Annotated in this window: 11 protein-coding genes, 1 tRNA gene and 4 pseudogenes; 9 read left to right on the top strand and 7 right to left on the bottom strand. The window is 62.3% G+C overall.

The features are described 5' to 3' along the window. Window positions 1–191, bottom strand: a pseudogene (locus EA473_RS21445) (IS4 family transposase); the annotation flags it as partial. Between the two features lie 115 nt (window positions 192–306). Between EA473_RS21445 and EA473_RS21440 the strand changes: the two are divergent. From EA473_RS21440 to EA473_RS21415, 6 genes and pseudogenes are all read left to right on the top strand, one after another. Beyond that, window positions 307–1,326, top strand: a pseudogene (locus EA473_RS21440) (FAD-binding oxidoreductase); the annotation flags it as partial. Between the two features lie 153 nt (window positions 1,327–1,479). Next, a complete protein-coding gene (locus tag EA473_RS21435; RefSeq protein ID WP_124197649.1) occupies window positions 1,480–1,746 on the top strand; it encodes a DUF5827 family protein in 267 nt (88 codons plus the stop codon). After that, window positions 1,743–2,588, top strand: a complete 846-nt coding sequence (locus EA473_RS21430; RefSeq protein ID WP_124197648.1) for an ATPase — start codon at window positions 1,743–1,745, stop codon at window positions 2,586–2,588. Before EA473_RS21435 ends, EA473_RS21430 begins: the two co-directional genes overlap by 4 nt. 151 nt (window positions 2,589–2,739) lie before the next feature. Continuing rightward, window positions 2,740–3,927, top strand: coding sequence for a thiamine ABC transporter substrate-binding protein (locus EA473_RS21425; protein ID WP_124197647.1), 1,188 nt, complete (start codon window positions 2,740–2,742; stop codon window positions 3,925–3,927). 79 nt (window positions 3,928–4,006) lie between these two features. Further along, window positions 4,007–5,875, top strand: a complete 1,869-nt coding sequence (locus EA473_RS21420; RefSeq protein ID WP_243645338.1) for an ABC transporter permease — start codon at window positions 4,007–4,009, stop codon at window positions 5,873–5,875. After that, window positions 5,872–6,918 (top strand): ABC transporter ATP-binding protein, encoded by a 1,047-nt coding sequence (locus EA473_RS21415; RefSeq protein WP_124197646.1) that lies wholly within the window; start codon window positions 5,872–5,874, stop codon window positions 6,916–6,918. The genes EA473_RS21420 and EA473_RS21415 overlap by 4 nt, the downstream gene beginning before the upstream one ends. A 115-nt stretch (window positions 6,919–7,033) precedes the next feature. Here the strand turns inward: EA473_RS21415 and EA473_RS21410 are convergent, their stop codons facing one another. After that, window positions 7,034–7,612 (bottom strand): MBL fold metallo-hydrolase, encoded by a 579-nt coding sequence (locus EA473_RS21410; RefSeq protein ID WP_124197645.1) that lies wholly within the window; start codon window positions 7,610–7,612, stop codon window positions 7,034–7,036. 121 nt (window positions 7,613–7,733) lie between these two features. Between EA473_RS21410 and EA473_RS21405 the strand changes: the two genes are divergently transcribed. After that, complete coding sequence (locus tag EA473_RS21405; protein ID WP_124197644.1) at window positions 7,734–8,975, top strand: helix-turn-helix transcriptional regulator; 1,242 nt, start codon at window positions 7,734–7,736, stop codon at window positions 8,973–8,975. Between the two features lie 80 nt (window positions 8,976–9,055). After that, a tRNA-Glu gene (locus tag EA473_RS21400) sits at window positions 9,056–9,130 on the top strand. A 309-nt stretch (window positions 9,131–9,439) separates the two neighbouring features. Here the strand turns inward: EA473_RS21400 and EA473_RS21395 are convergent. Further along, window positions 9,440–9,952, bottom strand: a complete 513-nt coding sequence (locus EA473_RS21395) for a hypothetical protein (protein ID WP_124197643.1) — start codon at window positions 9,950–9,952, stop codon at window positions 9,440–9,442. Next, on the bottom strand, window positions 9,953–10,255 hold the full coding sequence (locus tag EA473_RS21390; RefSeq protein ID WP_124197642.1) for a hypothetical protein: 303 nt from the start codon (window positions 10,253–10,255) through the stop codon (window positions 9,953–9,955). It lies immediately after the preceding gene. A gap of 339 nt (window positions 10,256–10,594) precedes the next feature. Between EA473_RS21390 and EA473_RS21385 the strand changes: the two genes are divergently transcribed. Next, window positions 10,595–11,986: an ATP-binding protein gene (locus tag EA473_RS21385; RefSeq protein WP_124197641.1), complete on the top strand. Its 1,392-nt coding sequence runs from the start codon at window positions 10,595–10,597 to the stop codon at window positions 11,984–11,986. A 22-nt stretch (window positions 11,987–12,008) separates the two neighbouring features. Here EA473_RS21385 and EA473_RS21380 read toward each other — a convergent pair. From EA473_RS21380 to EA473_RS21370, 3 genes and pseudogenes are all read right to left on the bottom strand, one after another. Continuing rightward, window positions 12,009–12,253 (bottom strand): annotated as a pseudogene (locus EA473_RS21380) (hypothetical protein); the annotation flags it as partial. A gap of 173 nt (window positions 12,254–12,426) precedes the next feature. Next, on the bottom strand, window positions 12,427–13,215 hold the full coding sequence (locus EA473_RS21375; RefSeq protein ID WP_124197640.1) for a hypothetical protein: 789 nt from the start codon (window positions 13,213–13,215) through the stop codon (window positions 12,427–12,429). 293 nt (window positions 13,216–13,508) lie between these two features. Further along, a pseudogene (locus EA473_RS21370) lies at window positions 13,509–13,713 on the bottom strand (IS4 family transposase); the annotation flags it as partial.

Here is a 13,713-nt window from a genome sequence, read left to right as displayed (position 1 = left end):
GTCTCATCAGCTGTCGAGTTGTAGCTGCGTCTGAAGCCAGCGAGTGTTCGGCTTTCGCCTGCGGCGAAACCGAACACGAATGCCCAGACGAATGCGGGAATCTGGAGCTTGCGGTCGCGTTCGACCACGCCGAGTTCCTCGGCGTGCTCTTCGAGGAACTCGGAGGGAAACAATGTAGTGAGCCGACGCATAATCCGAGATGAGGAGGTTTCGTTGTGCACACTCGATACCTCCTCATTCCTTCCGAAAAGTATCCACGATAAGCTGTCGCTGTCACGTGGTTTCACGCTTAGCTAAAGACGGATACACCAGTACCACGAACGGGAAGGAGCGAGCGTCCGGGAGCGGCTGTTCGCGAACGTCGACAGGCTCGCCCGATTGGGGAGCGCGGTCGCACCGATCGCCAACCGAGCGCCCGCCGTGCCGGGAACCGGACGGATACTCGAGCGAACGGCTGGAATCGCCGCCGATCGAACGCTGCCGACGTTTCGGCGGGAAAGTCTCGTCTCGTGGTTCGAGAACCGCGGATCGGCCGTCGACGCCGAGACGGCGGCGGGGAACGTCGTCCTCTTTCCGGACACCTACACCAACTACAGTCGACCCGAACCCGGGAAGGCGGCCGTCCGCGTCCTCGAGTCCGCGGGAATCCGGGTCGCGGTTCCCGATCTCGGTCCGACGGGGCGGGCAGCCTACTCCCAGGGGATGCTCGAGTCGGCGCGCGGTCGAGGGGAACGGCTGGTCGACGACCTCGCGCCGTATCTCGACCGGGGCTGGTCTGTGGTCTTCGTCGAGCCCTCGGACGCCTCGATGGTGGTCGACGAGTATCGCTCGCTGCTCCCGGGAATCGTCGACGACGACCGTCTCGAGCGCCTCGCGGCGAATACTTACGACGTCTGTGAGTACCTCGATCGACACCGCCTCGACGCCGATCTGTCGTTCGGTTTCGACCGGAGTCCGTCCGACCTCGTCTACCACGGGCACTGCCACCAGAAGGCCCGCGGGACCGACCACCACGCCGTGGGGGTGTTGCGCCGGGCGGGCTACGCGGTCGACCCCGTCGACTCCGGCTGTTGTGGCATGGCCGGCAGCTTCGGCTACGAGGCCGAACACTACGACCTCTCGAGGGCGATCGGTTCGCTCCTTCGCGAGCAACTCGACGAACGGCTGGCCAATCGTCCCCAGCGGACCCAAAGCGACGCCGCTCCGACGGGAGTGAGCGAGCCCGTCGTCGTCGCGCCGGGCGTCTCCTGTCGAACACAGGTCGGTGATTTCGAGGGGTACGACCGCCCCGTCCATCCAATCGAAATGCTGGACCGAGCGCTCTCCGGCGATTTCCCGGGCGGTGACCGGGGGACCGGTCTCGAGACGAGTCGGGCAGCGGGTCCGGCGGTGGGATCGACCGTCTGGCTGTAGCGGGATCGGTCGAAACGATCGAGAGGAAACGAACGATTTAGGCACTCGAGACCGATAGCTCGGCGTATGCCCGTTCCGAAATCGGAGTTCGACGACCTCCTGCCCTGTGACTTCTACACGCCCGAAGAACTGCTCGACGACGACCGGATGTACACCGTCTACGAGATCGCCCGTCTGCTGCAGGGCCTCGAGCCGGACGACGACGTCGACCGGGAGACCGAGGACATCCTGCTCGACTGGGCGATTCCCTGGGTCATGGTCAACGCCGACGACCTCGTCGTAGCCGAGCCGAGATCCGACGACGAACCGGGGTATTACGGCCTGAAAGAATGATCTTGCTCGTCGTCGGCGCGGACCGAGTCGACGCCGGGAAGACGACGTTTTCCGTCGGCCTGCTCGAGCGAACCGGTGGGGTCGGCTACAAGCCCCGTGCGGGCAACGACTTCTGGTTCGACCACGACGACTGCCGGCGAGCGCTCGCCGAGGGGCGGCTGTACGGGAAAGACGCCGCCCGTCTCGCCCGGGCGGAAGGTCGGGGGCGAGCCCCCGAAGCGCTCAATCCGGTCCACCGGCTGTGGCGGCCCTCGCCCGGCGGCGGGAGCGGCCTCTTCGGGAGAGCAGATCGGGAGTTCCTGATCGACAGGATCGGCCGCGGGACGGGCGAGGATGGACCGATGTTCGTCCGGAACGCCGCCGCTGAGTTGCCCGACGCGGTCGCCGAGGCGCTTCCGACTGTGGAGGCGGTCCCGGTCGAGACGGTCGAGGAGTTCGACGACGTCGCACGGCAGGCGTACGTCCCGGCGTTCGAACGGCTGGCCGCGGAGATCGAGTCGGCGGAGGTCGCCGTCGTCGAGTCCTACGGCGACATCGCCCAGCCCCTCCAGTCGCTCGATCCGGCGGCGGTGACGGCCGTCGCCGCGGTCGAACCGGGCCGCGCGAGGATCTATCGGGGCGACCGCTACTGTCGGGCCTGCGAGATCGCCAGTTCGAGTCCGATGGACGGTCGACTCGAGAAGCGCGTTCCCGACGTCCTCGAGTACCTCGATCCCCTCGAGCGCGTTCGACTGCCACCGCTCGGCGGCGAGGACCGATCCGACCCCGAACGCGTCGCCAGCGCGTACGAGGAGGCCTACGACGTCCTCCTCGAGGCGGCCGGTCGGGCCGTTCGAGAGTAGATCCAGACGGGGAGTCGCGTCCCTCGGGAGTGGACCCAACTGTGAAACCACGTCGTTCGGGAGTGGAATCCGGCGTCGTATCGTGTCGAAAAGGGGACCACTTCGATCCCGGATCAACGCCGTTATCACCACTCGGTGGAACAACCGGATAATGAGACGGCGAACCCTTCTCGGTACCGTCGGGAGTGGAGTAACGCTCGGAGTGGCCGGCTGTCTGACACAGGACGGCGAAAACGGCGAGGGAGATCCCGGTTCCGGCGACGATTCGGACGACGGCGAACAGACGCCGGTGGACGACGATGGGGGAGACGACGCGGCGGAGTCGGACGATTCCGACGACTCCGAACTATCGGGGACTCTCGAGGTCGTCACCTACGAGTCGATGATCGACGGCGACAATCCGGCCGGGCCGTGGATCAGGGAGGCGTTCGAAGAGGAGTATCCGGACGTCGACCTCGAGTGGACCCAGCTTCCGGATCAGGGGATCAACCACTACGTCAACCGCGCGGACGAGGGCGTCGAGATCGACCCCGACGTCTACTTCGGCCTCAACATCGACGACCTCGTGACGGTCGACGACAACCTCGAGGACGGCGGGCTGTTTCAGGAACTCGATACCGGCCGGCTCGAGCGAGCGGATCGGATCCGCGACGGCCTCGACATGGGCGATCCACACGGACGCGTCCTCCCCTACGATACGGGCTACATCAGCCTCGTCTACGACGAGAGCGAAGTCGACGAACCGGAGACGTTCGAGGACCTGACCGAACCGGCCTACGAGGACGCGCTGTTGGCCCAGAACGCCCAGACGTCCGACCCCGGGCAGGCCTTCCTGCTGTGGACGATCGACGCCTTCGGCGAGGACGGCTACCTCGACTACTGGGCAGACCTCCGGGACAACGGCGTGCGCGTCCTCGACGACTGGACGGAGTCGTACTACGGCGCGTACATGGAAGAGGAGCGGCCGATGGTCGTCTCCTACTCGACCGACCAGGTGTTCGCCGTCGCCGAGGGCAACGACCTCACCCGCCACCAGGTCGGGTTTCTCAACGATCAGGGCTACGCCAACCCCGAGGGAATGGCGATCTTCGAGAACACGGAGAACGCCGACCTCGCGTACGCGTTCTTCGATTTCGTCCTCTCGAACGACGCTCAGGCCGAGATCGCCGAGCGCAACGTCCAGTTCCCCGCCGTCGAGGACGAGTACGTCGACCTCGACGACGAGTTCGACGAGTACGCACACGTTCCGCCGGAGGCGGTGACGGTCGGCTACGACGACCTCCGCGGAAACGTAGACGAGTGGGTCGACGACTGGGCACGCGAGTTCGCCGGCCACTGAACCGACCACAGCCGTGTCTCCCCCGGAACGGTCCTCCGCTCTCGACAGCGTCCGCCACTGGCTCGAGCGATGGTATCGAGTGCTCGAGTGCCTTCGCCGCCGGCTCGAGCGTCGGGCCCTGTGGCTGACCGCACTCGCGACGGCGGCCGTTCTGGTGGTCATGCTGTATCTTCCCGTCGGCGTCGTCTTCGTCGAGGCCGTCCTCGAGGAGGGATCGCCGACGCTCGGCCACTTCGCCGACGTGCTCACCGATCCGTTCTACGTCGGGTTCCTCGCGGACGTCGTCGCCGATCCGGTCGCCGTCGGGAGTCACCTCGCCTCCCTCCTCGGGTGGCTCGGGGCGGTTTCGGTCTCGCTCTCTCTCGAGTACCCGATCCCCGGGGTCGGCGTTCCGGTCCCGTGGCTCGCCGTCGAGACGCCCGGCGTTCGAATGGGGCTGTTCGGCTTTACTGCGTATCAGGCGGCCCTGTCGACTGTCGCGAGCGTCGCGCTCGGGCTCCCGGCGGCGTACGTCCTCGCGAACTACGAGTTCGCCGGCCGCCGGACCCTCCGGTCGTTGACGATCTTGCCGTTCGTCCTGCCGGGTATCATGGTCGCGGTCGGCTTTTACGCCATGTTCGGCCACGCGGGAACGCTCAACTCTGTTCTGGGCGTCATCGGCCTCGGTCCGTTCGCGTTCATCGAGGCGAACCCGCTCGCGATCGTGATCCTCGCACACGCCTTCTACAACGCCCCGCTGGTCGCCCGGATCACCGTCGCGGCCTGGGAGTCGGTCGACCGTCGGGCCGTCGAAACGGCTCGCAGCCTCGGCGCGAGCGAACGACGGGCGTTCCGGGACGTCGTCGTTCCCCAGCTCGCGCCGGCCGTCCTCACCGGCGCGCTCCTGACGTTCATCTTCACGTTCATGACGTTCCCGATCGTGCTCGCGCTGGGCGGCCTCCAGCTCGCGACCGTCGAAGTCTGGATCTACGACCGCGTCCAGCGACTCGACTACGCCGAGGCCGCAACGCTCGCGATCCTCGAGACGATCCTCTCGCTCGGACTCACCTACGCCTACCTCCGGTACGAGTCCGCGCAGGCGGGATTCGCCCGAACCGGCTCCACATCGGAAACCGAGCCGCTGTTTCCCGACGTCCGAACTGCGCTCTCGCCGGAACGCCTCGCCATCGTCGCCTACGGTCTCGTCGCCGTAATCGTCTTCGTCGGCCCGATGGCGAGTCTCGTCCTCGGCAGCGTCACGGACGGGACCGGCTTTACGCTTCGCAACTACGCGTTCTTACTCGAGCGCCAGCTCGAGGGGACGACCTTCCAGACGCGCCCGCTGCCGGCGATCCGCAACTCGCTTCTGTTCGGCCTCGCGACGCTTTTCGTGGCGGTGCCGATGGGCGTCGTGATATCGGTGCTGACGGTCCGGGCCGGACGCAGCGGAACGGTCGTCGACACGCTGGCGATGCTTCCGCTCGCCGTCAGCGGCATCGTCTTCGGCATCGGCCTCCTGCAGGGACTCGTCTTCGGCGTCCCGCTACCGGGCGGGTGGCGACTTCAGGTGACCGGCGCGATTGCGATCGTCATCGCTCACGCCGTCGCAGCCTACCCGTTCGTGACCCGGAACGTCTCGCCGTTGCTCTCGAGTCTCGATCCGGCGATGGTCGAGTCCGCCCGCGCGCTCGGTGCCTCTCGGTACCGCGCGCTGCTCGACGTCGAACTGCCGCTGATCGCGAGCGGAATCGTCGCCGGCGCGGCGTTCGCCTTCGCCATCTCGATCGGCGAGTTCTCTTCGACGGTGATTTTGGCGAGCGGCAGCGAGAGCTACACGATGCCCGTCGCCGTCGAACGCTACCTCGGGCGCAGGTCCGGTCCCGCGATCGCAATGGGAACGCTGTTGCTCGCCGTCACCGCGGCCAGCTTCGTCGTCATCGACCGCGTCGGCGGGAGGTACGAACTGTGACCGAACTCCGCCTCGAGGGCGTCTCAAAACGCTACGGGACGGACGGCGATGGGACGACCGCGCTGTCGTCGGTCGACCTGACCGTCCGAGACGGGGAGTTTTTCACCCTCGTCGGCCCCTCTGGCTGTGGCAAGACCACGACGCTGCGGGCGATCGCCGGCTTCGAGGAGCCGACCGAAGGATCGGTCTCGTTCGACGGAACGGAGATGACCGGCGTTCCGCCCGAGCGCCGCGACGTCGGCGTCGTCTTCCAGAGTTACGCGTTGTTTCCCCACATGAGCGTCGCCGAGAACGTCGGCTACGGGTTGCAGTTTCGGGAGCCGCCGGGGGGAACGAACGAGGAGGAACGCGTCGCCGAGTTGCTCGAACTGGTCGATCTCTCGGGGATGGGCGAACGCTCGCCCGACCAGCTATCGGGCGGGCAACGACAGCGCGTCGCGCTCGCTCGAGCGCTCGCGCCGGCTCCGGATCTGCTCTTGCTCGACGAACCGATGAGCGCCCTCGACGCCAGATTGCGCGAGTCGCTTCGACGCCAGCTCAAGCGGATCCAGTCCGAACTCGAGATCACGACCGTCTACGTCACCCACGACCAGGAGGAGGCACTCGCCGTCTCCGATCGGCTGGCCGTGATGAGCGACGGTCGCCTCGAGCAGGTCGGCCCACCACAGGAGATCTACGGCGAGCCGGCGACGCGATTCGTCGCCGAGTTCGTCGGCGACAACAACGTCTTCGACGCCACCGTTCGGGAACGAACCGGGCACACGACGCAGGTCGACCACGGCGGCCGGACGTTCGAACTCCGCGACGTTCCGGCCGACGCCAGTCGGGTGAGCTTCTGCGTTCGGCCGGACGCCCTCTCGCAAGCGGCCGACCGGAATCGGATCACCGTCGACGTCGAAACGAGCGAGTTCCTCGGCGAGACCGTCCGTGTCCACGGCCGGTGGAACGACCACGCCGTCGTGTTGCGACTCGAGGAGATGCCCGGAGAGGCGGTAACGGTGGGATTCGAGCCCGGCGACGAGCACCTGGTAGAAACGTCGTAGCGCCGCCTCCGTCGGAAGCCTCGAGCGAAACAGCTGGCGTGTGACTCGACGGGTGACTCGAGAACTCTTTCTGAGCGTGTGACTCGAGAGAAACGCCGTGACGATCGACTCCGACCTACATCTGGCGAGCCATCCGGCCCGCCAGTCTGACGTGTTCGGCCGGATCACTCGTCACGCTCGGCCCGTGGCCGGTGTGCATCTCCGCGAGGTCGTCGTCGATCCGCTCGGCGAGGCGGTCGATGCTCTCGATCAGCGTCTCGCGGTCACCCTCCTCGAGATCCGTGCGGCCGAAGCTCCCGTTTTGAAAGACGAGGTCGCCGGCGATGAGGACCCCCGCATCCGGCGAGTAAAAACAGAGGTGGTCGTCCTTGTGTCCGGGCGTGTGGAGCGCGACGTAGTCGTGATCGCCCAACCGGACCGTCTCGCCGTCTTCGATCCCGTGATCGACCCCCTCGATCGACGGATCGAACCCCCAGACGTCGACACCGAAGGCGTCGGTGACCGCCTCGAGGTTGCCGACGTGATCCGGATGGGTGTGCGTGAGGACGACGGCGTCGAGGTGGTCGACGTGATCGCGGATCCGGTCGACGACGTCGAAGTTCGCGCCGGGGTCGACGACCACCGTCCGCTCTCCCGTCACGAGGTAGGCGTTGCTCGTAAACGCTTGCACGCCTGCTGCGAGGTTCGTGATCATACCGCCACTACAGCGTCGATCGGTTTGTGCGTATCGACACGCGTGGATTCCCAGTGCGCCGAGACGTTCGGTGTCGCGGTATTCACAAGGATTTTTAGCTCCGGCACGTAGTGGTAGACGAATGAGCCGGCCGGTTTCCGTCGGGTTCGTCGTCTTCATCACCGTCGTCACCGTCATCGGTGCCACGAGTCCGGCGGTGGTGGCTGGTGCCGCGAACGGCCACGTCACCGGGACGGACCAGACGATAGGGGAACGGACCGCTGTGGCGTCGATGAGCGCCGCGAGTCAATCGGACGTCGACTCTCGAGACTTCGATACGACGACGTTCGAAATCGTCGTCCACGAGAACGGCAGCGCGACGTGGACGTTCCGGTACGAGCAACGCCTCGACGGCGACGACGATGAGGACGAGGCCGCCGCGCGAGCGAACTTTCGCGACTTCGCCGAGGAGTTCGACGATCAGGAAAACGAGTTCGGACTGTACGACCGCTTTGTCGAACAAGCCGAACAGATGACCAACAAGGCGAGCGACGACACCGACCGAGAGATGGAGGCGGCGGAGTTCAACCGGACCGCACGGATCGACGAACAGCTCAATCCGATGGGCATCGTCGAGATGTCGTTCGTCTGGCACGGCTTCGCGAGTACGGAAAACGGAACCGTCGTCGTCGGAGACGTCTTCCAGGGGTTGTACATCACGGACGACCAGTCGATCGTCATCGAGCCCGACGATGGCCTGGCCTTCCAGAGCGCCGAACCCGATCCACAGTACGTCGGCACCTCGATCGAAAACGCCAACTCCGTCCGCTGGAGCGGCGAACGGGAGTTTCTGAACGGCCATCCACGTGTCATCCTCGAACATCCCGAGGACACGGCCGGTGCACCAGGTAACGGACCCGTCTCGTCGGTCGGCGATGGCAACGACGGACCACCGTGGCAACTTCTCGGCGGCGCGGTTCTCGTGGCGTTGATACTCGGTGCCGGCTTCGTCCTCTACCGACGTCGCCAGCCTCCCGCTGACGAGGACGACGGGACAACCCCTCCCGATCCAACTCTGTCTTATCCGGCGGGGGAACCCGACGCCGATTCCTCGAGCGAGCCCGTCGAGCAATCCGATCCACTCGCCGACGACGAACTCCTGACCGACGAAGATCGAGTCCTGACGCTCATCAAAGACAACGGCGGCCGAATGAAACAGGTCAACATCGTCGACGAAACCGGCTGGTCGAAGTCCAAGGTCAGCATGCTCCTCTCTGATATGGAAGAGGAGGGAACGATCAGCAAACTCCGCGTCGGCCGCGAGAACATCATCAGCCTCGAAGGCTTCGAACCCGAAGCGACGAAATCCCCGTTCGACGAATAGCGTTCGCGTGTCACGAGGACACACCCAGGGCTCGAAACGGAATCCTTAAACACCGTAGCGCGCTACTTCGAATCACGTCAGCTCCGATAGTGTAGTCCGGCCAATCATATTGCCCTCTCACGGCAATGACCAGGGTTCGAATCCCTGTCGGAGCATTTCTGCGCGAAGACGTTGTAAGCGGGGAATGCGACCACGGATTTGAATGAGAGAAACGGGAGCGAGGCGACCGTTTCGCGTGGTTCAAATCCCCGTCGGAGCACTATATTTACGGGCAAATCACATAAATGGCGATTTTTCCCGTACGTTTCACGCCTTTCTGTCAGTAGTCCACCGTGAACTGAGACGAGATCCGTTACGTGAAGCGTGTTCGACTCGCCGCGCCAGAGTTGATTACGCAGAGTTGCTCACGACCGGTCACAGCTACGAACCGTCGGTCACTTGCACATCGAGGAAAAAGTACGGATTCAGAGTTGTTCGAAAAGAGAGCGAGCGCGTTGAACGTAGCTATTGTCGGCCCAACTACGAGTCGTGGTGATGTCGTCAAGAAGCGTTATCGCGTCACCTGAGGATAATTGATCAGTCCGAACGAAGATCGAGAGGAGCGTTGGAGTCGTGACGAGGCGCGTATTTGCGAGGGAAGCGTGGATAAGTCCGAGTTGGTTGTACTCATCGCAGAGGAATAACGATGCATCGGACTCATTAGCGAGCGTAACAGCGGCATTTTCGCCGTCGTCGAGTGGGAAGGTTGAATCGAGGTCAACGGTCTCCGTGGTGAGCGCATCGCGTCGGTCGAGAACTACTGTTGCGGCCTGACCGTGATTGTCGTCATACGAAGCGATATCTCGGAGCTCTTCGACGACTTCCGGTGGAACAACTACGTCGTAATTGGCGAGGAACACTGAGAGCGGGTCGGGGTGAGACTCAGCGACGACACCGAGACTGACGAGTGCTGAGGAGTCTGCAACTGCTGTAGACATCTATAACTCGGCAACTTCCTCGACGAAGTCTTCGTTGAGTTGCTGTTTGAGCACTCGGAAGTTGGCTGCCTTTTCAGCGCCGACGAGAGATTTGAGTTGGTCGAAGGTAATTTCGCCGTCGTAGTACGCGGCTGCAATCTCCTGAACGAGTGCATCGTCGTGTGTAGCGTCCTGAAGATACTCACGAAGTGCAGTGACGAGAATGTCCGTTCGGTCCTCGCCGAGGACATCTGCGAGCGCATCGGTTCGGTCGATAAGCCGGTGGGGCGCACGAAACTGGACTCGTTTTTTCTCACTGCTCATTATGTGTACAATGTGAGTGTGGATACTTAGTCGTTGCCGTGTGTACACTGTGGGCCAGGTAACGACTGAAACGGTTTACACACATTCGTAGCGAGACGGCACAGAACCGACAGTTCGACGGTCCTAAGCAGATACATCGCGAGGCGTGTACAATGACTTTCAGTGGCTACCATAGGTTGATGATCTCGTTCTATGACACGTATTTGACACAGTCCCAATCCTCAATAAATTCGTCAATATATACGATATTCTTGGATGGTAGATGGGCTACTATAGACACCGTTCACCCAGATCAACCGAAACGACCAAGTCATTATCGCAGTAATCATTAGGCAAAGTATGACCTTCTACGATCGGGAGGACGAACTCGCTTCACTCGAAACGGTATATTCATCGCCCGGCCACGCGTTCTACGTAATCTATGGGCGTCGGCGCGTGGGAAAGACCGCGCTTCTCAAAGAGTTCTGTGTTGATCGCCCCCACCTCTACTATCTCGCTGCGCAAGAAGCAGAAGAACGTCAACGTGAGAAATTTGTGGAGCGAGTCGCCGAAGCGTTCGATGAGCGTGTTCCACGAATCGACGGCTGGGACGACGCGTTCGAGTATCTCGGGGAGAAGCTCACAACGGACGATCGAGTCGTCGTTATCGACGAGTTCCCGTATTTAGTCGAGGAAAATGACTCACTTCCGTCCTATCTCCAAGCGTTCGTCGACGAGCAACTCCAGGGCAGTGGGTCGATGCTCGTACTGTGTGGCTCGAGTGTGAGCACGATGGAGTCAGCGGTGCTCGGCCACGAAAGTCCACTGTACGGTCGTCGAACCGGGCAGATCGATCTCCAACCGTTTTCGTTTCAACAGGCGCGTGACGTCATCTCGTACGACATTGCAGACGCGATCCGGTCGTACTCGGTTACGGGAGGGACGCCCATGTATCTCACACTCTTCGATTACGAGCGGCCTCTATCCGAAAACATCCGGGCACACATCCTCTCGCCGACAGCTATGCTGTACAACGAGCCGGAATTCCTGCTTCGGACTGAACTTCGAAATCCGGCCCGCTACCTGAGTATCCTCGAGGCGGTCGCACTGGGACACACGACTCCAAACGAAATTTCGGGTGCCACCGGCGTCGATTCAGGACCGCTTTCGAAGTACCTCCAGACACTTCGCCGCCTTCGCCTTCTCGATCGGGAAGTTCCGGTCACGGCAGCCGGGCAGAAATCCAAACGCTCCCGGTACCGCGTCGCCGATGAGTTCCTCCGGTTTTGGTTTCGCTACGTCGAACCAAATCGGTCCAGCATCGAAGAAGCTCCGTCCGTCGTTTTCGAAGGGACGATCGAGCCGGATTTGCCGACGCACGTTGCAACAACGTTCGAAGATATCTGCACCGAAGCCGTCTGGGAACTGATCAGACGCGAAGAACTGGGCCCATATTCCGAGGTAGGCCGATGGTGGTATGGGGAAGACGAAATCGACATCGTCGGGCTCGCACCCGCTGATAACCGAATCCTCCTCGCCGAATGCAAGTGGACTAGTGACCCAGTTGGCTACGGACTCGTCGATGACCTTCGAGAAAAGGCCGAGAACGTCCGATGGGGACCAGGAAATCGATCCGAACGCTTTGCCCTGTTCTCGAGAAGCGGATTCGTAGACGGCCTCGCTACGAAACTCGACGATAGCTGGTCGCTGTTCGAATTAGACGATCTCGAGGAGATCTTTTCAAACCCATGAAATAGATGGTAGTGGGCCACTTCTAGTTCAGCACCTCTTCGGCTGGTATTCGGCCATTCAGCGCTGGGTTCGGCCGATCGTGGTTGCAGTGATGTCTGATACGGTCTGCTGTAAGTCATTACCGCTACACCCGGTGAACGGGTCCCGGGTGTGGCGGTAAACAGTTACAGCAATCCGTATGAAGCGTCTGAGCCAGCGGTGTACGCTGGCTGGACTGTCCCGCCAGAAGGAATGAAAGCGGTCGATCCACACTGAGACAGTCTGAAATCACTATGCAGTCTGTAGATGGTGAATTTGCGGGATTTTTCGACCGGTGGACTCGCTGGCGGTCCGAACCAGAACCGATGATCGAACCCCCCAGTGCGGTTCGATACTGCTCATCGAGCCGCCGCTTAGAGCCAGCCGTCGGGAAGTTCGTCAGCATGGTCGCGCATCAACTTTCATCCGACGGCAGGCCCGTCGACCTCTGTCGTCCCAATTTCGTTGACTGTGACCGAAATTGAGTGGAGTAACCCGTCTGGGTTGTCCCATTCCATCTCGAACGATTGGATGACGCCGTCGCCATCAACGATGACCTCGCCCCGATGAAGGTCGAGGCGACGGTGTGTGTCGATTTCGTAGGCTGTAAGCGGTTCGTTCCGTGTTTCGGCCTCTCGTTCGGTTGGATCGCCGACTGTGGCTCCGAGGAGTAACTCGTCGAACAACTCCGCACCGGTCAGTTCGAGAAGGTCGGTCGGCGGGTCCAACTCGGCAACGGCCTGTGTGCCGTCCTCGAGATCGATTTCAACGGCCTGATAGTCAGAACCCATATAGTGTGAAACTGCTTCGATACCGTCATCTGCGGTCGAACGGTCGATTAGTTTGCGGCGGGATTCAGGTCCCGATTCTCGGAGGTATCGTACGGTTTTGGATACTGCGTTACCAGGCTCTCCGCGGTCGACCGAAACAGTGAGTGAGTGACTTTCGTCTTCGAGCCTGGTGACGTGTGACTCGATAAGAGTAGCGATGTTCGGGTCCATCTCCACTTCGTTGCGACTGGTTACCGTCTCTGGCGTTGCTGTCGAGTCGGCCGCTGGTTCTGCGTCCCCACACCCGGCCAGAGAGACGCTGCCGATCATACCGAAGATGTGACAGGCTCGACGCCGGGAGATCTTCGAATCGGCTGCGCTGGTGAGGATACCAAGCGGGTCGATCCCCGATCCGTCTTCGACACGGTCGTCTCGAGTCATAGATCACCACCGTTCTGTTCTGGTGACTGTCGGTGCTTGCAGAGATCCATCCTGACGGTGTCGGGGTTAGTCATGATCACCAGGTGGGAAAATCAGGGCAGCCAGGGGATTCACGTCGGTGGGGGAGACGTCTCTCGCGTATTTGATCGCATCGGCTGTCGCGATCAACTCCTGGTGGTCGAGTTGGATCTGCGCGTCGAAGTGCCTGTCAGGATTATCTCTCGTTTTTATCATAACGAGTCGTGGCTCATCCCGTCGGTGGAACGCCACAAGCGGGAGGTATTCGTCTTTAGCTAAGACTCACACCTCGGTTGCGTAGCGGTAGCGAGCGTCTCTTGTAACACTGGCCGTTGCTGGTGAATCTTCTGTGCGTCGTCGATCAGTCGGTCGAGCAGCGGTGGCGGCGAGTAGCCGAGATATTCGCCAAGTTCGTGGAGGATGAGCTGGGCGTGCGACCGGAAGGTCGCCGCCCAGCGTTCCGGCGGAAACACGATCTCA

Origin of the sequence: Natrarchaeobius chitinivorans (assembly GCF_003841505.1) — an archaeon.
Lineage (GTDB): Archaea > Halobacteriota > Halobacteria > Halobacteriales > Natrialbaceae > Natrarchaeobius > Natrarchaeobius chitinivorans.
The sequence above is the reverse complement of the archived record's forward strand: the minus strand, read 5'-3'. Positions and strand labels throughout refer to the sequence as shown.